Origin of the sequence: Pseudomonas sp. B21-015 (assembly GCF_024749285.1) — a bacterium.
Taxonomy (GTDB): Bacteria; Pseudomonadota; Gammaproteobacteria; order Pseudomonadales; family Pseudomonadaceae; genus Aquipseudomonas.
Genome location: NZ_CP087196.1, coordinates 69,054 through 92,880 on the forward strand (window position 1 = coordinate 69,054; position 23,827 = coordinate 92,880).

Annotated in this window: 23 protein-coding genes; 12 read left to right on the forward strand and 11 right to left on the reverse strand. The window is 59.3% G+C overall.

Annotation, left to right across the window (positions count from 1 at the left end):
- Positions 1–338 precede the first annotated feature (338 nt).
- Together LOY38_RS00315 and LOY38_RS00320 are read right to left on the reverse strand one after the other, a co-directional pair.
- On the reverse strand, positions 339–503 hold the full coding sequence (locus tag LOY38_RS00315) for a DUF1328 domain-containing protein (protein ID WP_003177151.1): 165 nt from the start codon (positions 501–503) through the stop codon (positions 339–341).
- Between the two features lie 81 nt (positions 504–584).
- Complete coding sequence (locus tag LOY38_RS00320; protein ID WP_258698376.1) at positions 585–872, reverse strand: hypothetical protein; 288 nt, start codon at positions 870–872, stop codon at positions 585–587.
- A 435-nt stretch (positions 873–1,307) separates the two neighbouring features.
- Between LOY38_RS00320 and algB the strand changes: the two genes are divergently transcribed.
- A complete protein-coding gene (algB, locus tag LOY38_RS00325; protein ID WP_258698377.1) occupies positions 1,308–2,654 on the forward strand; it encodes a sigma-54-dependent response regulator transcription factor AlgB in 1,347 nt (448 codons plus the stop codon).
- Positions 2,655–2,664: 10 nt separating this feature from the next.
- Positions 2,665–4,455: a KinB sensor domain-containing domain gene (locus tag LOY38_RS00330; protein WP_258698378.1), complete on the forward strand. Its 1,791-nt coding sequence runs from the start codon at positions 2,665–2,667 to the stop codon at positions 4,453–4,455.
- A 12-nt stretch (positions 4,456–4,467) separates the two neighbouring features.
- Here LOY38_RS00330 and LOY38_RS00335 read toward each other — a convergent pair whose 3' ends face one another.
- The 7 genes from LOY38_RS00335 to LOY38_RS00365 form a co-directional block, all read right to left on the reverse strand.
- A complete protein-coding gene (locus LOY38_RS00335) occupies positions 4,468–6,084 on the reverse strand; it encodes an EAL domain-containing protein (protein WP_258698379.1) in 1,617 nt (538 codons plus the stop codon).
- 73 nt (positions 6,085–6,157) lie between these two features.
- Entirely contained in the window at positions 6,158–6,937 is a 780-nt protein-coding gene (locus LOY38_RS00340) for an N-acetylmuramoyl-L-alanine amidase (protein WP_258698380.1), read from the reverse strand.
- 104 nt (positions 6,938–7,041) lie between these two features.
- Positions 7,042–9,075, reverse strand: a complete 2,034-nt coding sequence (locus LOY38_RS00345; RefSeq protein ID WP_258698381.1) for a diguanylate cyclase — start codon at positions 9,073–9,075, stop codon at positions 7,042–7,044.
- A complete protein-coding gene (locus LOY38_RS00350) occupies positions 9,076–9,936 on the reverse strand; it encodes an endonuclease/exonuclease/phosphatase family protein (RefSeq protein ID WP_258698382.1) in 861 nt (286 codons plus the stop codon).
- Positions 9,937–9,950: 14 nt separating this feature from the next.
- Positions 9,951–10,592, reverse strand: coding sequence for a thiol:disulfide interchange protein DsbA/DsbL (locus tag LOY38_RS00355; RefSeq protein ID WP_258698383.1), 642 nt, complete (start codon positions 10,590–10,592; stop codon positions 9,951–9,953).
- Between the two features lie 198 nt (positions 10,593–10,790).
- Positions 10,791–11,402, reverse strand: a complete 612-nt coding sequence (locus LOY38_RS00360; RefSeq protein ID WP_258698384.1) for a cytochrome c — start codon at positions 11,400–11,402, stop codon at positions 10,791–10,793.
- Positions 11,403–11,448: 46 nt separating this feature from the next.
- Positions 11,449–11,739, reverse strand: a complete 291-nt coding sequence (locus LOY38_RS00365) for a cytochrome c5 family protein (RefSeq protein WP_258698385.1) — start codon at positions 11,737–11,739, stop codon at positions 11,449–11,451.
- A gap of 191 nt (positions 11,740–11,930) precedes the next feature.
- Between LOY38_RS00365 and yihA the strand changes: the two genes are divergently transcribed.
- The gene (gene yihA / locus LOY38_RS00370; protein WP_258698386.1) at positions 11,931–12,572 is read left to right on the forward strand and encodes a ribosome biogenesis GTP-binding protein YihA/YsxC; all 642 of its coding nucleotides are present in this window, start codon (positions 11,931–11,933) and stop codon (positions 12,570–12,572) included.
- Between the two features lie 299 nt (positions 12,573–12,871).
- Here the strand turns inward: yihA and polA are convergent, their stop codons facing one another.
- Complete coding sequence (gene polA / locus LOY38_RS00375) at positions 12,872–15,643, reverse strand: DNA polymerase I (protein ID WP_258698387.1); 2,772 nt, start codon at positions 15,641–15,643, stop codon at positions 12,872–12,874.
- Positions 15,644–15,717: 74 nt separating this feature from the next.
- On the opposite strand from polA, the gene LOY38_RS00380 reads away from it, so the two are divergent.
- Both LOY38_RS00380 and LOY38_RS00385 read left to right on the forward strand, forming a co-directional pair.
- Positions 15,718–16,005, forward strand: coding sequence for a DUF2782 domain-containing protein (locus LOY38_RS00380; protein WP_008076254.1), 288 nt, complete (start codon positions 15,718–15,720; stop codon positions 16,003–16,005).
- A gap of 61 nt (positions 16,006–16,066) precedes the next feature.
- A complete protein-coding gene (locus tag LOY38_RS00385; RefSeq protein WP_258698388.1) occupies positions 16,067–17,017 on the forward strand; it encodes a homoserine kinase in 951 nt (316 codons plus the stop codon).
- Positions 17,018–17,134: 117 nt separating this feature from the next.
- Here the strand turns inward: LOY38_RS00385 and znuA are convergent, their stop codons facing one another.
- Positions 17,135–18,055 carry a zinc ABC transporter substrate-binding protein ZnuA gene (gene znuA / locus LOY38_RS00390; protein ID WP_258698389.1) on the reverse strand — a complete coding sequence of 307 codons (921 nt, stop codon included), beginning with the start codon at positions 18,053–18,055 and terminating at the stop codon, positions 17,135–17,137.
- Between the two features lie 66 nt (positions 18,056–18,121).
- On the opposite strand from znuA, the gene zur reads away from it, so the two are divergent.
- The 7 genes from zur to LOY38_RS00425 all read left to right on the forward strand — a co-directional run bounded on the left by zur (position 18,122) and on the right by LOY38_RS00425 (position 23,699).
- Entirely contained in the window at positions 18,122–18,604 is a 483-nt protein-coding gene (zur, locus tag LOY38_RS00395; protein ID WP_258698390.1) for a zinc uptake transcriptional repressor Zur, read from the forward strand.
- Positions 18,604–19,389, forward strand: coding sequence for a zinc ABC transporter ATP-binding protein ZnuC (gene znuC, locus LOY38_RS00400; protein WP_258698391.1), 786 nt, complete (start codon positions 18,604–18,606; stop codon positions 19,387–19,389). The genes zur and znuC overlap by 1 nt, the downstream gene beginning before the upstream one ends.
- Positions 19,382–20,170, forward strand: coding sequence for a zinc ABC transporter permease subunit ZnuB (gene znuB / locus LOY38_RS00405; protein ID WP_258698392.1), 789 nt, complete (start codon positions 19,382–19,384; stop codon positions 20,168–20,170). The genes znuC and znuB overlap by 8 nt, the downstream gene beginning before the upstream one ends.
- A gap of 37 nt (positions 20,171–20,207) precedes the next feature.
- On the forward strand, positions 20,208–20,924 hold the full coding sequence (locus LOY38_RS00410) for a PA5502 family lipoprotein (protein WP_258698393.1): 717 nt from the start codon (positions 20,208–20,210) through the stop codon (positions 20,922–20,924).
- A 248-nt stretch (positions 20,925–21,172) separates the two neighbouring features.
- Positions 21,173–22,180, forward strand: a complete 1,008-nt coding sequence (locus LOY38_RS00415; protein WP_258698394.1) for a methionine ABC transporter ATP-binding protein — start codon at positions 21,173–21,175, stop codon at positions 22,178–22,180.
- On the forward strand, positions 22,180–22,854 hold the full coding sequence (locus tag LOY38_RS00420; RefSeq protein ID WP_258698395.1) for a methionine ABC transporter permease: 675 nt from the start codon (positions 22,180–22,182) through the stop codon (positions 22,852–22,854). The genes LOY38_RS00415 and LOY38_RS00420 overlap by 1 nt, the downstream gene beginning before the upstream one ends.
- Positions 22,855–22,925: 71 nt before the next feature.
- Positions 22,926–23,699, forward strand: coding sequence for a MetQ/NlpA family ABC transporter substrate-binding protein (locus LOY38_RS00425; RefSeq protein ID WP_008076235.1), 774 nt, complete (start codon positions 22,926–22,928; stop codon positions 23,697–23,699).
- Positions 23,700–23,827: the final 128 nt, after the last annotated feature.

Below are 23,827 nucleotides of genomic sequence, written 5' to 3' on the forward strand. Positions count from 1 at the left end.
GTTTTGCGGGGAATATGCAGTAAAGCGAGATGAGCTGACTGCTCTAGATCAACGTTTTGCACGTTGAAGCTCTCCGCAAGTCCGTCGAGCCACTCTGGCCCCGGCGAACTTGCGTCGCAGCTTTACCTGACCCGGCCCTTGCGCAGGCACTCCCTGTATCCGTAGGTCACTCCGACCCTGAAGCAGTCAGAACGTCCCGACCCCTTGGTCATGCGTCTACCGTCCTCGGGTAGCGCAGTGAAAAGAAGCGCCAAGGCCTCTTTCGTATTTCGTCTGTTGCGTTTCGCAGAACGGCCCCGACCCGGTACTTGTCGCGAGTGTCTTCGAAACGCTGATACTCAGCCTCGACCGCGACGGCCAAAGAAGAAAGAAGCGATAAACATCACCAGGAATACGACAAAGAGAATCTTGGCGATACCCGTGGCGGTGCCCGCGATACCACCGAAGCCCAGTACTGCGGCGATGATGGCAATGATCAGGAATGTGATTGCCCAGCTCAACATGGCGATTCTCCTTACACTTCTGTTTAAAGGTGTTGCTTGTGGTGCCTTTCCCGGCGCATCAGGCGCGCCAAGTTCATTTGCTTAAAACACCCAACGTTCCTGCGGGGACGTTTCATCCACAGGCCGGGCCTGGTCGACGCTCATCATTCGCATCGAGGCGCTGTCTGCCTGGTCGCTGCTGACGGCGCTGAAGTGGGTTTGGGATGCGTGTGGAATCGACAGCTGCGGCGCATCTGGCTGCTGGCTCTGCTCCCAACGCAAGAACTGCTGACCGACAATTAAGGTGATCAACAGCGCCAGCAGGGCAAACAAGCCTTGCTGGACATGCAGTGGCGAGATACGCAATTGGGCGGCACGTTGGTGATTCATCCTGAAGTCCTCCCACACGGGTGGTGATCTGGTGACGGGCACTGGTCCTTGCCCTGACTACTCAGACAATTGCAGCCTGCATGCCAGCTTTTTATCAGAATAAATATCATTAAAATCAATGGGTTAAACGATTTGTGGAAATCGTTTTGGACGCATCCTGCACGATGGCTCTTCTGAGGTCGTGCGTAATGCACGATGAGATCACCGAAACTTTCAATGTTTTTGGAATTGAGGGAAGGGCGCAGATGTCAGAAAGGGACGCAGGCAATCGCCGAAAGAATGATCAATTAATAAAAAACCAAATAAATTTGTTGGTTAGCCAGGTACTGAGCAGATAGCTGCTCTGTTGTGGCTGGAATCGACCAGAATCAATCATGCAACTTGCCCGATTTTTCCGGGCCTAACCAAGATCATCAACCAAAGGAGCGTAGGAACATGGAATCAGCCACTGAGCATCAAGGCCGTATTCTGCTGGTGGATGATGAGTCCGCCATCCTTCGAACCTTTCGCTATTGCCTCGAAGACGAAGGCTACAGCGTGGCCACCGCGACCAGCGCTGCCCAGGCCGAAGCCTTGTTGCAGCGTCAGGTTTTCGATTTGTGCTTCCTCGATTTGCGCCTTGGCGAAGATAACGGGCTCGATGTGCTGGCCCAGATGCGTATCCAGGCGCCCTGGATGCGGGTGGTGATCGTCACTGCCCACTCGGCCGTGGACACTGCCGTGGACTCGATTCAGGCCGGTGCCGCCGACTATCTGGTCAAACCTTGCAGTCCCGACCAGTTGCGTCTGGCCACCGCCAAGCAACTGGAAGTGCGGCAGCTCTCGGCGCGCCTGGAAGCCCTCGAAGGTGAGGTGCGTAAACCCAAGGAGGGTCTGGATTCCCACAGCCCGGCCATGAAGGTGGTGCTTGAAACCGCACGCCAGGTCGCCAGTACGGACGCCAACATCCTTATTCTTGGCGAGTCGGGCACCGGTAAAGGTGAACTGTCACAGGCCATTCACGGCTGGAGCAAACGCCAGAAGAAATCCTGCGTCACCATCAACTGCCCGTCTCTTACGGCAGAGTTAATGGACAGTGAACTCTTCGGCCACAGCCGTGGGGCGTTCACCGGAGCCAGCGAAAGCACTCTGGGTCGTGTCAATCAGGCCGACGGAGGAACGTTGTTTCTCGACGAAATCGGCGATTTTCCTCTGACTTTGCAACCAAAGTTGCTGCGTTTCATTCAGGACAAGGAATACGAGCGCGTGGGCGATCCGGTGACCCGTCGTGCCGACGTGCGAATCCTTGCCGCCACCAACCTCAATCTTGAAGACATGGTCCGCGACGGCCGTTTTCGTGAAGACTTGCTCTATCGACTGAACGTCATCACCTTGCACCTGCCGCCGCTTCGCGAACGCAGGGAAGACATTCTGACCCTGGCTGAGCGTTTCCTGGCGCGCTTCGTCAAGGAGTACTCGCGTCCGGCCCGGTGTTTCAGCGACGAGGCCCGTGAAGCGCTGCTCAGCTACCGATGGCCGGGTAATATCCGTGAGCTGCGCAACGTGGTGGAGCGCGCGAGCATAATTTGTCCGCAGGAACGAGTCGAACTCAGCCACCTGGGCATGGCCGAGACCCCGGTCAACACTGCGCCGCGAATTGGCGCTGCGTTAAGCCTGGATGAGTTGGAGAAAGCCCACATCGGCGCGGTCCTGGCCACGGCCGACACGCTGGATCAGGCGGCCAAGACTTTGGGTATCGATGCCTCGACCCTGTACCGCAAACGCAAGCAGTACAACCTGTGAGCCGTACCTGATGAGACTGGCGATGACGTTGCGCACTCGGCTGTTTCTGAGTATTTCCGCTCTGATTACGGTGGCGCTGCTCGGGCTCCTGCTCGGGCTGGTCAGTGTGATGCAGATGGCCGGGACTCAGGAGGCGCTGATCCGTGACAATTTCGTCAGACTGGACCTGGGGTTGAAACTGCGTCAGACCCTGGGCGACCAACTGATCATGATGCTTGGCGAGACCCCTGATCCTGCGGCGTTCGAGGCATCCAGGCAGCGTTCCCTCGAATTGCTTGACGAAGGCATTGCCCATGAGCCGCCCAGCGAGGGAGCCCAGTCCGGCTTCAAAAAGGCCAAGGCTGATTATCAGAGCTTATTGCAGGCCGTCGATCTTTCCCGCGCTCCGGTACAGGTACTCAGTGGCAGCGGGGATCTCACGGAAAAATTCAACGTGCTGCGCAACGGTTTGATCTCCGAACAGAAGCGCGCACTCGACAACATCAATGAGACCGAACGCCAGGCCCGGGAACGGGCGTTGCTGATTGCCGGCCTGATTGGGCTGGTCGGGGTGGCGGTGCTGTTCATCGGGTTCATTACCGCCCATGGGATCGCCCAGCGTTTCGGGGCCCCGATCGAGGCCCTGGCGGCGGCGGCTGACAACATTGGCCAAGGCAATTTCGAAGTGACCCTGCCGATTTCCTCGGCGGTGGAAATGAGCCAGCTGACCCGACGTTTCGGGATCATGGCCGAGGCCCTGCGAGAGCATCAGGCGACAAATATCGACGAGCTGCTCGCCGGCCAGCAACGCTTGCAGGCGGTGCTCGACAGCATCGACGACGGGTTGTTGATGATCGATCGCCAAGGGCATCTCGAGCACCTCAATCCGGTGGCTCAGCGCCAGTTAGGCTGGGACACCGATCGTCTCGGCCAAGGGCTGGGCACGGCGCTTGAGCGTCCCGAACTGGATGAGCAACTGCAACTGGTGCTGCGCGGCGGCACTCTGGAGCGAGCGCCGGACGACTTGAGCATCGAGGTCGATGGTGAGTCACGATTGCTGACGTATAGCCTGACGCCGGTCAGCCATACCCAGGGTCATATTCTCGGCGCGGTGATGGTGCTGCATGACGTCACGGAACAGCGTGCCTTCGAACGGGTGCGCAGCGAGTTCGTTTTGCGTGCTTCTCATGAATTGCGCACGCCCGTCACCGGGATGCACATGGCATTCGGCCTGTTCCGCGAGCGGACGCATTTTGCCGAAGACTCCCGCGAAGCCGACCTGCTGGATACTGTGAATGAAGAAATGCAGCGCTTGATGCAGTTGATCAACGACCTGCTGAATTTCTCTCGCTATCAGAACGGCCTGCAAAAACTCACGCTGGCGCCATGCTCCATTGAGGATTTGCTGGATCAGGCCCAGGCACGTTTTTCCGGCCCGGCGCGGGAAAAAGGCATTGAGCTGCTGGTGGAAGTGCAAGGGCCGTTGCCGCGACTGCAAGCCGATCAGGCGCAACTGGAGCGGGTGCTCGACAACCTGATCGACAACGCCTTGCGCCATACCTCCCGCGACGGGCTGATACGTTTGCAGGCCCGGCGCCATGGTGAGCGGGTGATTATCAGTGTCGAGGACAACGGCGAAGGCATTGCCTACGGCCAACAGGGACGGATCTTCGAGCCCTTTGTTCAGGTCGGCCGCAAGAAGGGCGGCGCCGGGCTCGGGCTGGCACTGTGCAAGGAAATCGTGCAGCTGCACGGTGGGCGGATGGGTGTTTATTCGCGGCCGGGGCAGGGTTCGCAGTTCTACATGGCGCTGGCGGTATAAGTCTGAGCCATTTCAGGCTTCGTCATCCAGACGTCGCGCGGTCAGTCGGCGGCCACGGGTAATCAGTTCGATGAACTGCACAGCGCTCAAGGCATGTGCGAACAGCCAGCCCTGACCGAACTTCACTCCTTCGCTGCTCAGAAACACCGCTTGGGCTTCATGTTCGATGCCTTCTGCAATCACCTTGAGTTGCAGGGCCTGGGCCATGCGAATGATGTGCGGCGCCACGCCGCTACTGGCGGCGTCATGGCCCAGCGCGTCGATAAACGCCTTGTCGATTTTCAGGCAGTCCACCGGCAGGGTTTGCAGGTAGGCGAGGCTGCAATAGCCGGTACCAAAGTCATCGATCAGCACCTGATGCCCGACATCGCGCAAGGCTTGCAGGTTTTCTCTGGCCACCACGACATCCACCAGTCCGCGCTCGGTCACCTCGAAGGCAATCTGCCTGGCGGCTACCCGGTGCAAGGTCAGCAAGCGCGCGATGACCTCGCCGATACGCGGCACCATGACGTCGCAGGCCGCCAGGTTGACCGAGATGTACAGCTGCGGATTGGCGCGCAACAGTTGCCCGAGCTGTTCCAGCAGGCGCTGCAATACGAAGTCGGTCATCTGGCGGATCTGGCCGGTGTTCTCTGCCATCGGAATGAACAGATCGGGGCTGGTCAGCGTACCGTCCGGTCTTCGCCAGCGCAGCAAGGCTTCGGCACCGACGCAGTTGCGGCTGTCGAGGTCGAAGATCGGTTGATACAGCACCTGCAACTCGCCTCGCCGTATGGCGCCGTGCAGTTCGGCATCCAGTGACTGACGCTGGCGCACCAGCAGAAACACCAGAATGCCTACAGAAGCACTCAGCGCGAGGCTGGCCGGCAGCAGCCACCACCATACCGCCGGTACATGCATCCCGGTGCGCGGAGTGATCAGTACCAGTTGGTACTCAGGGGTGTTGGTTGGCATTCGATAAATCAGGCGGGTAGGGGTGATTTGCAGTGCATCATGGCTTTTGGGGGGCCAGGGCTCTGTCGGGGGCCAGACCTGCGCGACACCGAGTACCGGAATGGCGCGGGTGTCGTGGTCGAGTACCACCAGCAGGCTGCTCCCCGGAGACAGATCAACCATGTCGGTCAAATGCCCGCGGGACGTCGCAACCCGGAAATTGCCACGCCCAAGCATCAGCGCGGCGCGGTTCTCATCGGGTTCGGTGGTGGTGTTTAGCCAATAACTGTAGGTGGGGCCCTTGATGTCCGGCGGTCGGATCAGCGACAGCCCTTCCTGGCGGGGGCGGTTGGAGCAGATTCGCGAAGCGTCCATATAAGCAGCTTCATAAACGAAGCGGTAATTGAAGCTGACTTGCTGCAAGGTAGCGATCATTTCGTCATCGCAGCCTCGCAGCGGTTGGGCTTCCAGGTCATCGAGACTTTCGCGCAGCTGCCCAAATAGCTGCTCCAGGCGGGCCAGGAAGCGCTCCCCCTGGGCATTCATTTCCTGGCTTTCGTTCTGCTCGACCTGATTCATCGCCACGAAAAGACTGCCGGTCATCAATAGCGTTGCGCTCAAGGCAGTAGCCAGCATCGCCAGAAACCAAGGGCGATAAAACCAGCTATGCAGTCTCTCTCGAGCAGCAGGCATCATGGAATATCCGAAGAATTACCAATGAGTTATAGCTGCTGATTGAGAAAAAGCCCTGACCGTCGGGCGGGCGTCATTATTTTGTCTGGTTCAACACCTGCAGCAGCGCCGCGGTTTGCGCGTCCGGCGTGCCGTCGAAACGGGACGGGCGGAAATGCAGTTGAAAGGCCGCCAGCACATTGCGTGTTGCGTCATCCAGTTCGCCGGTTTGCGGCGTGGCGTAGCCCAGGCGGGCAAGCTGTTCCTGAAACCAGCTGATGCTTGGCAGCTGTACGGCGAACTGCGCTTGCTGACGCGCTACGGCCTGCTCATTCGGCCAGATTCCCAGGCCTTCGGCAGCCAGGCGCTGCCAGGGAAACAGCGGGCCGGGATCGAGCTTGCGCATGGGGGCGATGTCGCTATGGCCGATGATATGGCGGGGGCTGATGCCATGGCGTTTGCTGATGTCCTTGAGCAGGAAGATCATCGACTGAACCTGGGCTTCGCTGTAGGGATACCAGAGGCGCCCGGTCGGGCTGTCCTGGAAGCCTGGATTGACGATTTCGATGCCAATGGAACTGGAGTTCAGCCAAGTCCGGCCTTGCCATTCGCTTTCACCCGCGTGCCAGGCCCGAAGATTTTCATCCATCAGCTTATAAATGGTGGCGTGCTCGTCGTCGCCGATCAGGTAATGGCTGCTGACCTCGCCATGAGTCAGCAATTGCAGCGAGTTCTCCAGAGATGCGGAGGTGTAATGCATCACCACGAACTGAATACGGCTGTCGTGATTGGCTGAAGGGTGGCTGGTGTCAATCCGGGGGCCGCTGGCACAACCGGCTAATAGAAGCAGCGACGCGATAAGAGCAAGACATTTCATGGCGGGAGGCAATACACGCAAGACAATAATGCAACAGTGTAACGTATTGCCTTGCGGCGCCGACGGCAAAAGCGCTCTTTTAAACAAAATGGAACAATTGGCCGTCAGCCAAGTTCTATCCGATTGCGGCCAGTATTTTTCGCACGATATAGCGCCTGATCGGCTCTTTTAAGTACAAGATCGCTATGTTCGCCCGGTTTGAATGCGGTCAGCCCCATGGAGATGGTAATGGTGACTCGCTCACCCTTGAAGTGGAACGGGCAGGCTTCAATCGATGCGCGCAAGGTTTCCAGCAATTTCGCGCCGACCATCGGCGCCGTGGCAGGCATCAACAGCACAAACTCCTCACCGCCGAACCTGGCAATGAAGTCCGTTCCGCGCAGACGCTTGCGTAGCACGCTGGCGATGATTTTTAGTACCTTGTCGCCCGCCAGATGGCCGTAGTTGTCGTTGATGCGTTTGAAATGGTCGAGGTCGAGCATCGCCAGCAACAGGGTGTTGCCGTGTTGTTGCCATTGACCGATTTCGTGGTCCAGTCGTTCGCTCCAGGCCGCCCGATTCGGCAGGCCGGTCAATGGATCGATCAAAGCCTTCTGGCGCTGCTCTTCGAGATGCTCGCGGTAGCCCAGCGCTTCCTGCTCCATGTGGGCAACCCTTTCGGCCAGGCTTTGCAGGCGGGCTGCGACTTCCTGCTCGCGCTCGTCGCGCTGCTTCTGGTGCTGGTCCATGGTGCCGAGCAGGCCTTCGAGATGGTTTTCCAGCACCAGTTTTAGATCATCAAGGTCCGCCGCTTCCTGCATGCTGCTCTGCAAGCCGTCGACTTGCTCGCGAATCTGCGTGTCCATCTCCCGCGCGGCAGAGCGGTTGTCGGCGTGGCCTTCGCTCGCGGCTTGCAGGTTGCTCTGGAAAGACTCGAGGCGTTCGTTGAGTCGCTGCAAATACGCTTCGAATTCGTGCTGGCCGCTGTCGGTGATTGCCAGCATCAATGTTGCCAGGTCGTCGAGGATGGGTAGCAGTTCGTACCAATTCAAACCGTTTTGAAGACGATTACGCATCGCCTCGGCTTGCGGTCGATGGCGCTCGGGCAGCGTCAGGTCGTCGAGGAGGCCCAGCAGCGTGTCTTCGATATGCTTGGCGACAGAGCTGTAGGACGGTTCCGGTGAGTCCGGCAGGGCATACAGAATGTCGTGTTCTGACGGTTCTGGATCGACGGCCTCAGGCGTCAGCTCATCTGGGTTGATTGCCGGCGGAGCTTGAGTGGCCGACACGGCGATAGATGGAGCCGGCTCTTGCGGCTGTTCGATGTTCGGCTGGGTTTGTGGCTCTGGAGCCTGGCTGTTCGTAGCCTCAGGCTCGAGGATGGGCGGCACAAACGCCACGACTTCAGCAGCAGGTGCCGCTGTTGGCGCCTGAATTTCCAGTGGCTCAGGGGATGCAGCAGTGGGCGAGGGGGCTTCTACGGCTGGCAACACCACTTGCGGCTTATCGGTGGCTGGCGCGAGATTGACCGTCGCTTGTGGGGGCTCGGCCAGTGGTGCTGCAACCGTTTCGAGCGTTTGTCGGGCAGGCAGTTGCAATTCGGGGGCGGCGATCTGTGGCGCGGTCTCATCCGCTTCCCGGCTACCGAACAGGCGCTGCAGCAAACCCGGGCGGCCAGGCTCTGTGGGGTTCTCCAGCAGGCTCAAGGCTTTGCCTTGCAGGCCACTCAGTTCGCTGAGCAATAAGGGTATTTCTCGGGCCTGACCTACGCGTCCGTCCAGTTGCTTGGCGAAACGCTTCAGTGGCCGGCTCACTTCCCGGGGCAACGGCAATGCTTGCAGCTGAGAGACCAGTGCCGTCAGTGCAGCGCTGACTTGATCGACCCGGGTTTCCCGGCGCTGCTCGGAGTCGAGCACGGCTTTTTCCAGGCGCGGCAGCAAGGCGGCCAGGCCGGCGTCCATGTCGTCGGTTCGTACGACTTCGCGCATTTCCTTCATGCATTGGTCAACGGCGCGATCGGTACCTTCCGCGGCCAGGGTGCTGCGCACCAGCCCGCGACGCAGCAGGTCGAGCCGGGCGTCCCATCGACGTTCGAGCTTTTCCTGTTGTTCGATGCTTTTGAGGTATTTCTCTTTCCAGCGCTGTGCTTCGTCGCTCATTCAGGCAGGACTCAACGCGGGGAGTGCATCGGCCGTGAGCGAGCCCGGCAGACGTATCTCTACCGCGACCGGCAGGTGATCGGAAATGGGTTGTGCCAGCACCTCGACCTTTTCAAGGGTCAGGGTGGGGCTCAGCAGAATATGGTCCAGGCAACGCTGTGGGCGCCAGCTGGGGAAGGTCGCTTCCAGTTGCGGCGCGAGCAGGCCTAAATCACGCAACGGGGAATGTTGCAGCAAGTCACTGGCATGGGTGTTCATATCGCCCATCAGCACCTGATGTTTATAACCGCCGATCAACTCGCGGATGTAAGCCAGTTGCATGCTACGGGCGCGAGCGCCCAGCGCCAGGTGCATCATCACCACCACAAGCGCCTCCGGACCTTCGCCGAAGCGCACCAGAATGGCCCCGCGACCCTTGGGCCCCGGCAGCGGATGATCTTCAATCGCCCACGGGCGCAGGCGGCTGAGTACGCCATTGCTGTGCTGGCCGAGATGACCGAGATTGCGATTGAGTTGCTGATACCAGTAGGGGAAGGCGCCGAGCTGCGCCAGATGTTCGACCTGATTGACGTAGCCTGATCGCAGGCTGCCGCCATCGACTTCCTGCAAGGCAACCAGGTCGAAGTCGCCCAGCAGATTACCGATTTTTTGCAGGTTGTCGGCACGCCCGGTATGCGGCAACAGATGCTGCCAGCCGCGGGTCAGATAGTGCCGATAACGCTCGGTACTGATGCCGACCTGGATATTGAAACTGAGCAAACGCAGACGGCTGTCCACGGGCAACCCCGTCGATTCCAGGTGATGCTCGTTGACCCGCGGGTCATGCAGGCCAACGATGCGTTCAGTTCCCCAGCGGCGCATGGCAGGTGCCGCGCTTAGTTGACGACGGCCTTGGTTGCCGCTCGCTCTTTGGCGACCAGTTGGTCGGCCAGTTTCAGCGCTTGTTCGGCACCGCCGGCAGAGCCGATGTCAAAGCGATACTTGCCGTTGACGATCATGGTAGGCACGCCGGTGATTTCATATTTCTTTGCAAGCTCTTTGGCTTTGTTGATCTGGCCCTTGATGGCGAAGGAGTCGAAGGTGGCCAGGAATTTTTCCTTGTCTACACCTTGGGTCGCCAGGAATTCCGCCATGTCTTCTTTGTCAGTCAGCTTCTTGTGTTCTTTCTGAATTGCGTTGAACACGGCAGCGTGAACCTTGCTCTCGACACCCATGGCTTCAAGGGTCAGGAACATCTGGCCGTGTGCATCCCAAGGGCCGCCAAACATGGCCGGGATACGCACGAAATTCACGTCGGAAGGCAGCTTTTCAACCCATGGGTTAATGACGGGTTCGAAGGCATAGCAGTGCGGACAGCCGTACCAGAACAGCTCCACGACTTCGATCTTGCCAGGCTCGGCCACCGGGACCGGATTGCTCAGTTCGACATAGGGCGCTTCAGGTTTTTCGGTGGCTTGGGCGGTCATGCCGAACAGGCTGACAGCGACGAGTGCGGCGCTGATGATCAGATTACGCATGCTTTACTCCTGGACAATTTGGGCGCCTCGCGCGACCTGTTTTCAAACAGATTCCGGCGGGCTTGAGTTCTGTAGTGTAACGGCAGCGGCCACAAAAAAGGGCAGCCAAAGCTACCCTTTTTATGTTTGCATCGACGGATTAATCGAGTGTTAACGTTGCAAGAGATGTACATCTCTCACAACGCACGATCACAGGCCTTAGTGCAAGCCTTGAATATAGCTGGAGACTGCAGCGATATCTTCGTCGCTCAGCTTTTTAGCAATGCTTTGCATCGGTTTGGTATCGCCGTCGTTGGTCCGGCCACCTTCTTCTTTTCTGAAGTCGGCCAGTTGCTTGCCGACGTACTGAGCATGCTGGCCGCCCAGGTGCGGGAAGCCCGCTGCTGCGTTGCCTGCGCCGTTCGGCGAGTGGCAACCGGTACAGGCTGGCAGCCCTTTGGCCAAATCGCCACCACGGAACAGTGCTTCACCGCGAGCCACGACTTTAGGGTCGGCGGCGCCGACGCTGCCTTTCTGGCTGGCGAAGTAGGCGGCGATATCGGCCAGGTCCTGATCGCTCAGGTTGGTCAGCAGGCCGGTCATTTCCAGCACCGTACGTTTGCCGGACTTGATGTCGTGCAGCTGCTTGTTCAGATAACGCTCGCCCTGACCTGCCAGTTTCGGAAAGTTAGGCGCCATGCTATTGCCATCCGGGCCATGACAGGCGCCACATACTGCGGCTTTCGCCTGGCCAGCAGCCGCATCACCTGCAGCATGGGCAATGCCGGAGATCCCCACGGTCAACAGCAGACTCACGATCAATTTGTTCATCAGCTAATCCAACTACGGCTAAGGGTTAAAGAGTTATGGACCGGGTTTACTCGCTCATCCACTGGATGATGGCTTGGTAATCCTCGGTACTGCAGTCCATGCACAAACCACGCGGCGGCATCGCCTTGAAACCCTGGGTCACGTGTTGCACCAGCGTCTCCATACCTTTCGCCAGCCTCGGCGTCCAGGCTTGCTGATCGCCCTTGCGGGGGGCCATGGGTAGTTGGCCGGAATGACAGGCACCACAAACACGGTTGTACACAGCTTCCGGATCCTGTGTAGCCTGAGCGCTGTAAAGCGGCATCAAGACACCGGCAGCTAGCAGCCATTTCGTCATAAAACGACCTTTTCAGGGTTGAGAGCGTGCTGCGTTCTAGTGCGCATTCAAGGTCAATCGCTCTCGTGAACTTCATCCTACGCTGGGACAAAGCGCACACAAAATCTGCGGCATTATATACTGGCGTCACTGAAACGGAAACGACACTGCTTGCCGCGTCCATTCCCGGCGCCGCCCACATCGGAAATCCCATGCAACTCAAGAATCCCATCCTCGGCCTGTGCCAACAGTCCACCTTTATGCTCAGCGCCGCCAAAGTCGACCAATGCCCCGACGACGAAGGCTTTGAAGTGGCCTTCGCCGGGCGTTCCAACGCCGGCAAGTCCAGCGCGTTGAACACCCTGACGCACGCCAGCCTCGCGCGGACCTCAAAAACGCCAGGTCGCACGCAGCTGTTGAACTTCTTCAAGCTAGACGATGAACGCCGTCTGGTCGACCTGCCGGGTTACGGTTATGCGAAAGTGCCGATCCCGTTGAAGATGCACTGGCAGCGTCACCTGGAAGCCTATCTGGGCGGTCGCGAGAGTTTGAAAGGTTTGATTCTGATGATGGACATCCGTCATCCAATGACCGATTTCGACTTGCTGATGCTCGATTGGGCCGTCGCCAGCGGCATGCCGATGCATATTCTGCTGACCAAGGCAGACAAGCTGACCTACGGCGCGGCGAAAAACACGCTGCTCAAGGTTCAGTCGGAAATTCGCAAGGGTTGGGGCGATACGGTCACTATCCAGCTGTTTTCGGCTCCCAAACGCATGGGCCTGGAAGACGCCTACACCGTGCTGGCGGGCTGGATGGAATTGGCGGACAAAGGTGCCGAGGTTGCCGAGTAAAGCTCTCGAGACAAATCGGCAGGCAAAAAAAACCCCGGACTTCATATGGGGAGGGAGAAGTTCCGGGGTTCAAGTTCCAGACCGCTAGGGCGGGGTCCAGATATCTGCCAACACTTAACACAACATAGGAGCATCGAAGGGCTTCACCAGCCATTCAGTATCTCTGAGTGGCGGTTCACGGATTTAGTTCAGACTATTTTCAAAAACCATTGGAAATAATCGTCGTCATTTTCCGCTCTATAGCCCTTCGTCATGTGCTGCGGCACCCAGGCCGCAGCACACATGTCTTTTCAGGCGGCTCAGTGCGCCTCATCCCAGTTGTTGCCTACGCCTACCTCGACCAGAAGCGGTACGTCCAGTTGTGCGGCGTTGCTCATGTGCACGCGAATCTCCTCCCGTACCTGGTCGATCAGGTCCTCACGCACCTCGAGCACCAATTCATCGTGTACCTGCAGGATGACTTTGGCGTCCAGGCCAGACGATGTCAGCCAGTTGTCCACCGCCACCATGGCTTTCTTGATGATGTCCGCCGCGGTGCCTTGCATCGGGGCGTTGATTGCCGTGCGCTCGGCAGCTTTGCGCAGGGCCTGGTTCTTGGCGTTGATTTCCGGCAAGTACAGACGACGACCGAAGATGGTTTCGACGAAACCTTGTTCGGCGGCCTGGGCGCGCGTGCGCTCCATGTATTCGAGTACCCCGGGATAACGGGCGAAGTAACGGTCGATGTACGCTTGGGACTGTTTGCGGTCAACGCCGATCTGTTTGGCCAGGCCAAACGCGCTCATTCCATAGATCAGGCCGAAGTTGATGGCCTTGGCGCTACGACGCTGATCAGTGGTGACATCGGCCAACTCAACCCCGAAGACTTCGGCCGCCGTGGCTTTGTGTACGTCCAGGTCATTGCGGAAGGCGTGCAGCAAGCCTTCGTCCTTGGCCAGGTGAGCCATGATCCGCAGTTCGATCTGCGAGTAGTCCGCTGCCAGCAGCTTGTAGCCTTTGGGGGCGACGAACGCCTGACGAATCCGACGACCTTCGGCGGTGCGTATCGGAATGTTCTGCAGGTTCGGATCGCTGGATGACAAACGCCCGGTTGCCGCCACGGCTTGATGATACGAGGTATGAATCCGCCCGGTGCGCGGGTTGATCTGCTCTGGCAGCCGGTCCGTGTAGGTGCTTTTCAGCTTGCTCATCGAGCGGTACTGCATCAGTACTTTGGGCAGCGGGAAATCCTGCTCGGCCAGTTCCGCCAGCACGGCTTCGGCGGTGGAGGCCTGGCCTTTGGCGGTTTTGTTGAGGATTGGCAAGCCGAGTTTTTCGTACAGGATCACGCCCAGTTGCTTCGGCGACCCGAGGTTGAATTCTTCGCCGGCGATGGCAAACGCCTCACGCTCCAGAGCGACCATTTTCTCGCCCAGCTCCACGCTCTGGATGCCCAGCAGGTTGGCATCGACCAGCGCGCCCTGGCGTTCGATCCGTGCCAGTACCGGCACCAGCGGCATTTCGATTTCGCTCAGGACTTTGCTCAGGCTCGGAATGGCGTTGAGCTTTTCTTGCAATGTTTGGTGCAGGCGCAGAGTGATGTCGGCGTCTTCGGCGGCGTAAGGCCCGGCCAGCTCCAGGGATATCTGATCAAAGGTCAGCTGTTTGGCGCCCTTGCCGGCAATGTCCTGAAAACTGGTGGTGGTGTGACTCAGGTACTTGAGCGCCAGGCTGTCCATGTCGTGGCGGGTCGCGGTGGAATCCAGTACATAGGATTCGAGCATGGTGTCGAAGGCAATGCCCTGGACGGTAATGCCGCAAGCCTGATCGCCACCGATGGCGCAGTTGGCCAGGATGTTCATGTCGAACTTGGCGTGCTGGCCGACTTTGAGCTTGCCTGGGTCTTCCAGAATCGGTTTCAGTGCCCGCAACACGGTGTCGCGATCAAGCTGATCCGGCACGCCCATGTAGGAGTGGGTCAACGGGATGTAGGCCGCTTCGTTGGCTTGTACCGCGAAGGACAGGCCTACCAACTGCGCTTGCTGAGCGTCTATACCGGTAGTTTCGGTGTCGAAGGCAATCAGCTTGGCGTCGTTGAGTTTCTTCAGCCACAGGTCGAAATCCGCCTGGGTGAGGACCGTGGTGTATTTGGGTTCAGTCCCGGCGATGGTTTCTTCGGCGACTGGCGCGGTGACTTCCTGGCCGGAGCGCTTGGCGTCGCGCTGGTTCTCTTCGAACCAGCTCTTGAATTCCAGCAGTGTGTAGAGCTCGGCGAGCTTGTCGTGATCCGGCTTGCCCATTTGCAGGTCATCGAGGCCGATGTCCAGCGGCACGTCGATCTTGATCGTCGCCAGTTGATAGGAGAGAAACGCCATCTCCTTGTGCTCTTCAAGCTTGGCCGGCAGGGTTTTGGCGCCGCGAATCGGCAGGGTCGGGACGATGTCGAGCTGCGCATAGAGCTCGGTCAGGCCGCCGTTCACGCCGACCAGCAGGCCGGAAGCGGTCTTGGGACCGATACCCGGAACGCCTGGAATGTTGTCGGACGAATCGCCCATCAGCGCCAGGTAATCGATGATCTGCTCGGGAGCGACGCCGAATTTCTCCTTCACGCCTTCCACGTCCAGCGCGCTACCGGTCATCGTATTGACCAAGGTAATGTGCCCGTCGACCAGTTGCGCCATGTCCTTGTCGCCGGTGGAGATCACCACCGGGCGGTCGGCGGCCGCGCTACTGCGGGCCAGGGTGCCAATCACGTCGTCCGCTTCAACGTTGTCCACGCACAGCAGCGGGAAGCCCAGGGCCTTGACGCTGGCGTGCAGCGGCTCGATCTGGACCCGCATGTCGTCGGGCATGCTTGGGCGATTGGCCTTGTATTCGGCGAACATCGCGTCGCGGAACGTCCCGCCCTTGGCGTCGAATACTACGGCGAACGGGCTGTCCGGGTACTGCTTGCGCAGACTCTTGAGCATGTTCAATACGCCTTTGACCGCACCGGTGGGCAGGCCTTTGGATGTGGTCAGCGGTGGCAACGCGTGAAAAGCGCGGTACAGGTAAGAAGAACCGTCCACCAGGACGAGGGGGGCTTGGCTCATGAGCAGGATCAACCTTTTCGGCGGGTCCGGCGCTAGAATAGCGGGACCGTTGACGACAAAGGGACAAGGTTATCATGCGCACACTAAATCGCTTGTTGCTGGCTGGCTTGTTTGCAATCACTCCATTGGCTGTCATGGCGGCGGACGACGCGCCCTCGGCGGACCCGGATGTAACGATCCGCACGGAAGGCGATAAAACCATTCAGGAATATCGGCAAAATGGCTTTTTGTATGCCATCAAGGTCACCCCAAAGGTCGGTAAACCGTATTTCCTGGTGCGCGCTGATGGCTCGGACGGTAACTTCATTCGCTCGGATCAGCCGGATATGCTGATTCCGTCGTGGAAAATATTCGAGTGGTAAGCCGTTCTTAACTTTAATCGGCGCTGGCTCAACCGCGGCGCCCGTACTGGCAGTTTTAACCATGTCTGTGTTCACCCCCCTGGCTCGGCCCGAGCTGGAAACCTTTCTCGCCCCTTATGGGCTCGGCCGCCTGCTTGATTTCCAGGGGATCGCCGCCGGTAGCGAAAACACCAATTTCTTTATCAGCCTGGAGCAGGGCGAATTTGTCCTGACCCTGGTCGAGCGCGGTCCGGTGCAGGAAATGCCGTTTTTCATCGAATTGCTCGATGTACTGCACGACGCTGACCTGCCGGTACCTTATGCCCTGCGTACCACCGACGGCGTCGCTTTGCGCGAGCTGGCCGGTAAACCTGCGCTGTTGCAGCCGCGTCTGGCGGGCAAGCACATCAAGGACGCCAACGCGCAGCATTGCGCTCAGGTCGGCGAGCTGCTGGCTCATCTGCACCTGGCGACCCAGGCCAACATGATCAAACGCAAAACCGATCGCGGCCTGGACTGGATGATGGAAGAGGGCACACAGCTACTCTCGCACCTGAATGCCGAGCAAAGCGATTTGCTGCAACGGGCGCTGGATGAAATTACCCAGCAGAAGACGAAAATTCTGGCGCTGCCGCGAGCCAACATCCACGCGGACCTGTTCCGCGATAACGCGATGTTCGAAGGCACACACCTGACCGGGTTGATCGACTTCTACAACGCCTGTTCGGGGCCGATGCTCTATGACGTGGCAATTGCCTTGAACGATTGGTGCTCGGACGAACAAGGGCAGCTTGATGGCGCTCGGGCGCGGGCATTGCTGGGCGCGTATGCCGCGCTGCGACCGTTTACCGCTGCCGAAGCCGAGCTATGGCCGACCATGCTGCGCGTGGCGTGCGTACGGTTCTGGTTGTCGCGCTTGATCGCTGCGGAGTCTTTCGCCGGGCAGGACGTGTTGATTCACGATCCGATGGAATTTCAGTTGCGGCTGACGCAACGGCAGAAGGTCAGCACGCCGTTGCCGTTCGCGCTTTAAAAGCTTCGCGGGCAAGCCTCGCTCCTACAGGATTTGTGTCGTTCACCAATATTATGAACGGCACTCATCCTGTAGGAGCGAGGCTTGCCCGCGAGTGGGGGCGCCGAAAATCAGCGCTTACAACGACTCCAGACACCCCGCCAAATCATTCCCCAGCTTTTCCAATACCTGCTCATACCCCTGAGCGGTCGCTGGCGTGTACCCGCCCAGCGCATCCAGTTCCGCCAGCTTCACTGGCAGCCCGGCCACCAGGGTTTCTGCCAGGCGTGGGCGCAATGGAGGTTCGCTGAACACGCAGGTCTTGCCGATTTCCTGCAACCGCGTGCGCATCGCCGCCACGTGTTGGGCGCCGGGTTGCACTTCGGCAGCGACGCTGAACACGCCGGTGTGCTTGAGGCCGTAAGCGTCTTCGAAGTAATCGAAGGCTTCGTGGAACACGAAATAAGGCTTGCCCGCGATACCCGCCAGACGGGCCTTCAGGCGCCGGTCCAGAGCATCCAGACGCTCATCGAATGCCTTGAGGTTGCTCTGATAGCGCGCCGCGTTGGCCGGATCGACAGCACTCAGATCGGCGGCCATTTTGCTGGCGATTACTCGGGCGTTTATCGGTGACAACCACAAGTGCGCATCCAGGCTGCCAGGACGGTGATCGTGGTCATGCTCGTCGGCATCTTCGGCGTGGGAATGGTTGTCTTCGGCGAAATGTCGCAGTTTCAGGCCAGGCAAATCCTGCACTGCGACGCTGGGCAGCGTACGACCTTTCAGCACGCGAGGCAGGAAACCTTCCATGTCCGGGCCGATCCAGTACACCAGATCCACCGATTGCACTTTCCGTACGTCGGACGGGCGCAAGGCATAGTTATGCGGCGAGGCGCCGGGCGGGAGCAAGACTTCCGGAACCGCAACACCGTCCTGCACCGCCGCGGCGATCAGTTGCAGGGGCTTGATGCTGGTGAGGACTTTGACTTCGGCTTGAGCTGAACCAGTCAGCAGAAAACTTGCGACAAATGCGACAAAGATAGAAAAAAGTCGAGACACGATGACCACTCGAAGAGGCGAGAACGGGTAACATAATAACGTCTCTCACAACACTCGTCGCCGCTCATGCCTAAAACACCGATTGCCAGCCGTCCCCACGACCACTCTCATTGCGTCCATAGCGCATTGTCTGAGGCCGATGCCTTGTGCGCACGTCAGGGGCTGCGCCTGACCGCTTTGCGCCGGCGGGTGCTGGAACTGGTGTGGCAAAGCCACAAACCGCTGGGTGCCTATGACATTCTGGCGGTGCTCAGCGAGCAGGACGGCCGCCGCGCCGCGCCGCCGACCGTATACCGCGCGCTGGATTTCCTGCTGGAAAACGGTCTGGTGCACCGCATCTCCTCGCTGAACGCCTTCGTTGGCTGCAATCACCCGGAACACGCCCACCAGGGCCAGTTCCTGATCTGCCGCGAATGCCATGCCGCCATCGAACTCGAACAGAAATCCATCAGCGACGCGATCATCGGTAGCGCCAAGGATGTCGGATTTGTCGTCGAGGCCCAGACCGTTGAAGTCATCGGTCTCTGCTCGGGTTGCCAGGGGGCTTGATGAGCAATGCGCTGATTCGCCTCGAAAAGGTGGCCGTCACCTTTGCCGGGCAAAACGTGCTGGATAACATCGAGCTGAGCGTCGAGCCGGGGCAGATCGTCACTCTGATCGGCCCCAACGGTGCCGGCAAAACCACATTGGTGCGCGCGGTACTCGGTCTGTTGAAACCGGACAGCGGCAGCGTCTGGCGCAAGCCGAAGTTGCGCGTCGGTTACATGCCGCAAAAACTCCATGTCGATCCGACCCTACCGCTTTCGGTGCTGCGTTTCTTGCGTCTGGTCCCTGGTGTGGACCGCGCTCGGGCCTTGGCGGCCCTCAAGGAAGTCGGCGCCGAACAGGTCATCGACAGCCCGGTGCAAAGTGTTTCCGGTGGTGAGATGCAACGGGTGCTGCTGGCGCGGGCGTTACTGCGTGAGCCGGAGTTGCTGGTGCTTGATGAGCCGGTGCAAGGCGTCGACGTGGCCGGTCAAGCCGAGCTTTACAGTCTGATCACACGACTGCGCGACCGTCATGGTTGCGGCGTATTGATGGTTTCTCACGATCTGCATCTGGTGATGAGCACCACCGACCAGGTGGTGTGCCTGAATCGCCACGTCTGCTGCTCCGGGCATCCCGAGCAGGTCAGTGGCGATCCGGCGTTTGTCGAGTTGTTCGGAAAGAACGCCCAAAGCCTGGCGATTTATCACCACCATCACGACCACGCCCACGACCTGCATGGCTCGGTGGTCAGCGCGACCCCCTCGACCCCTACCCACGTTCATGGAGATAGCTGCAAGCATGGCTGATTTTCTGCTCTTCGCCCTGCTTGCAGGTCTGGCCCTGGCGCTGGTCGCGGGCCCGTTGGGTTCGTTCGTGGTCTGGCGGCGCATGGCCTATTTCGGCGACACCCTGTCGCACGCCGCACTGCTCGGCGTGGCGCTGGGTTTTCTGCTGGATGTCAGCCCGACCGTGGCCGTCACTGTAGGCTGCCTGTTGCTGGCGGTGTTGCTGGTGACGTTGCAACAACGGCAGCCACTGGCGTCTGACACGCTGTTGGGAATTCTCGCACCGAGCACACTCTCTCTGGGCCTGGTGGTACTAAGCTTCATGCATGAAGTGCGGATCGACCTGATGGCCTATCTGTTCGGCGACCTGCTGGCGATCAGCCCGACCGATCTGGCCTGGATCCTCGGCGGTAGCGCGGCGGTGCTGGTATTGCTGGTCACGCTGTGGCGACCCTTGCTGGCGATCACGGTGCACGAAGAACTGGCCAAGGTGGAAGGTTTGCCGGTGGCGGCGTTGCGCCTGGTCCTGATGTTGCTGATTGCTGTGGTGATCGCGGTGGCGATGAAAATTGTCGGCGTTCTGTTGATTACCTCGTTACTGATTATTCCGGCGGCTGCGGCACAGCGTCACGCCCGCTCGCCGGAGCAGATGGCGCTGGGCGCGAGCCTGCTGGGTATGCTCGCGGTGTGTGGCGGGCTGGCATTGTCCTGGTTCAAGGACACCCCGGCCGGCCCGTCGATTGTGGTGACGGCCGCCGCGCTGTTTCTGCTGAGTTTTGTCCTGCCCCGTCGAGGGGTGTAGACTTGCTCGTTTTTTGCGCAAATAGAGAGTCGCAGGAATGAAGCCGTTCGCCTCCCGTTATCTGCTCCTTGTCGCATTTTCGCTGCTACTGGGCGCTTGTCAAAGCACGCCACCGGCGGCCACCGAGGCCCCCGATGCGCGGGCCACGGCTATCGCACAGCTGGAACAAAGCCTGGCCAGCAGCGAGCTGGCCACCGCCGAGGATCAATTGGCGGCCTTGCAGGCCGAGTCGCCCAACGATCAATCCCTTGAGCAATACCAGCGGCAATTGGCCGAAGCCTATTTGCTGCGCAGCCAGATCGTGTTGCAAAAAGGTGATGTGAATGCGGCGGCCACTGCCCTCAGCCGTGCCCGGGTGTTGATGCCCAAGGCGCCAGCACTGACCGGTGGCGTCAACAGCGCTATCGTTCATGCGCGCAAGGCTGAACTGGATAAAGCCGAAGCGGCCCTCAAGGCTGCCGAAGCCAAGCCGCAGGCCAAGGTCATCGACCCGACGGCTGAAAGCACGACGGTGGCGTTGAACCTCACCGATATGAGCAAGCTTCGTCGTCAACTGGATGCCATCGCCGCCGATGTGGTGAATTATCAGTGCGATGTGAGCATTCAGGCTCCTCGCACCCAGGATTACCCATGGCTGGCCACGTTGCTGACCAAGCGGGTGAAGAAGCTGGATTCGGGGTTTGATCTGAAACTGGAGAAGCAGATTCTGCGCAACATCCCGGCGCAGATGGTTTTGAGCCCTCGCAAGCCATAAAGAAAAGATCGCAGCCAGCGGCAGCTCCTACGGACCGTGTAGGCGCTGCCGCAGGCTGCGATCTTTTGCTTTTCTAAATGCATCAGGCCGGAATTGCCTTGGTCCCAGGTTCCTTACCTTTGATCGCCTTATTGCCAAAACGCTGGTTGAAAGCGAAATAAATGCTAAGAACCTCTATACGGACAGGCTAAAATGCGCGCCCGGCTAACCGCTGATCCTTTTCTAACGCGCCCCACAAGGTTCGCTACGTGATCGAGTTTCAAAACGTCCACAAAACTTACCGCGTCGCCGGTAAGGATATTCCCGCCCTGCATCCGACCAGTCTGACGATTGAGAACGGTCAGGTCTTTGGCCTGATCGGCCATTCCGGTGCGGGAAAAAGTACCTTGCTGCGTCTGATCAATCGCCTGGAAAACTCCAGTGGCGGCAAGATCATCGTCGATGGCGAAGAAGTCACCGCGCTGGATGCCAATAGTCTGCGGCGCTTCCGTCAGCAGGTCGGGATGATTTTCCAGCACTTCAACCTGCTGGCGTCCAAGACCGTGGCTGACAATGTCGCGTTGCCGCTGACCCTCGCCGGTGAGCTGTCGCGCAGCGAGATTGACCAGCGTGTTGCGCAGTTGCTGGCGCGGGTTGGCCTGGCCGACCATGCGAAAAAATACCCGGCGCAACTGTCTGGCGGTCAGAAACAGCGTGTCGGCATCGCCCGCGCCCTGGCGACCAAGCCGAAAATCCTGCTGTGCGATGAAGCCACCAGTGCCCTGGACCCACAGACCACGGCGTCGGTTCTGCAATTGCTGGCCGAGATCAATCGCGAGTTGAAGCTGACCATCGTGCTGATCACCCACGAGATGGACGTGATTCGTCGGGTCTGCGATCAAGTGGCGGTGATGGATGCCGGCGAGATCGTCGAGCAAGGCTCGGTGGCCGAGGTGTTCCTGCATCCCAAGCACCCGACCACCAAGCGCTTCGTGCAGGAAGACGAGCAAATCGACGAAAGCGAACAGCGCGACGACTTCGCTCACGTACCGGGGCGCATCGTGCGCCTGACCTTCCAGGGCGATGCGACCTACGCGCCGTTGCTGGGTACCGTCGCCCGGGAGACGGGCGTGGACTACAGCATCCTGGCCGGTCGTATCGATCGCATCAAAGAAGTCCCGTACGGGCAATTGACCCTGGCCGTCACCGGTGGCGACATGGAAGCGGCGTTTGCTCACTTCACCGCAGCTGATGTCCACATGGAGGTGCTGCGCTGATGGAAGTCCTGATGAGTTTCTTTTCCAATATCGACTGGTATGAAATCTGGCTGGCCACCGGCGACACCCTGCTGATGCTCAGCGGTTCGCTGTTGTTCACCGTGCTATTGGGCCTGCCGCTGGGCGTGCTGCTGTTCCTGTGCAGCCCGCGTCAGTTGCTGGAAGCCAAAGGCGTTTACGCGATGCTGTCGCTGGTGGTGAACATCTTGCGTTCGCTGCCGTTTATCATTCTGCTGATCGTGATGATTCCGTTCACCGTGTTGATCACGGGCACCTCCCTGGGTGTCGCCGGTGCGATTCCACCGTTGGTGGTGGGTGCCACGCCGTTCTTTGCACGACTGGTGGAAACCGCCCTGCGGGAAGTGGACCGCGGCATCATCGAGGCGACCCAGGCCATGGGCGCGACGACGCGTCAGATCATCATCAACGCCTTGCTGCCGGAAGCTCGTCCGGGCATCTTTGCGGCGATTACGGTGACAGCGATTACACTGGTGTCCTACACGGCGATGGCCGGCGTGGTCGGCGCTGGTGGTCTGGGCGACCTGGCGATCCGTTTTGGTTACCAGCGTTTCCAGACTGACGTGATGGTGGTCACCGTGGTGTTGCTGCTGGTGCTGGTTCAAGTGCTGCAAACCGTCGGCGACAAGCTGGTGGTTCATTTCTCCCGCAAATAACGTCACTAAGACATGAGCCGGCCATTCGCTGGCAGGCGCCGAAGACTGGCGCCTCACAAGGAGTTAGCTGAATGAAAAAACTACTCGTCGCGTTCGCTGCCGTTGCAGCCTTTTCCGCACACGCTGCCGACACACTGACCGTCGCGGCCACTCCGGTGCCGCACGCGGAAATCCTCGAATTCGTTAAGCCGGCCCTGGCCAAAGAAGGCGTGGACCTGAAGGTCAAAGTCTTCACCGACTACATCCAGCCGAACGTGCAGGTGGCCGAGAAGCGTCTGGACGCCAACTTCTTCCAGCACCAACCGTACCTGGATGAGTTCAACAAGGCCAAGGGCACCAACCTTGTCAGCGTTGCCGGTGTGCACCTGGAGCCGCTGGGCGCTTACTCCAGCAAGTACAAAGCGCTGACCGAGCTGCCAGGCGGCGCCAACGTGGTGATCCCGAACGACGCCACCAACGGCGGTCGTGCGCTGTTGCTGCTGGCGAAGGCTGGCCTGATCAAGTTGAAGGATTCGAACAACATCCTGTCGACCGTCAAGGACATTACCGAGAACACCAAGGACCTGAAATTCCGTGAACTGGAAGCCGCGACCATCCCGCGTGTGCTGACTCAGGTCGACCTGGCGCTGATCAACACCAACTACGCGCTGGAAGCCAAGCTCGATCCGTCCAAGGACGCGCTGGTCATCGAAGGCAGCGACTCGCCGTATGTGAACATTCTCGTTGCCCGTCCAGACGACAAGGACAGCGCGGCGATGCAGAAACTGGTTGCTGCGCTGCACAGCCCGGAAGTGAAAGCCTTCATTCTTGAAAAGTACAAAGGCGCGGTATTGCCGGCGTTCTGATCAGCTGACGTAAACGAAAAAGGGGCGCAATCACTGCGCCCCTTTTTTGTGCCTGTGTCCCGTCCTGAATTGTCCCGTCCTGAATAAGGTTTACACCTCTAATCTATTTTCAGGACTAGCATTGAAAC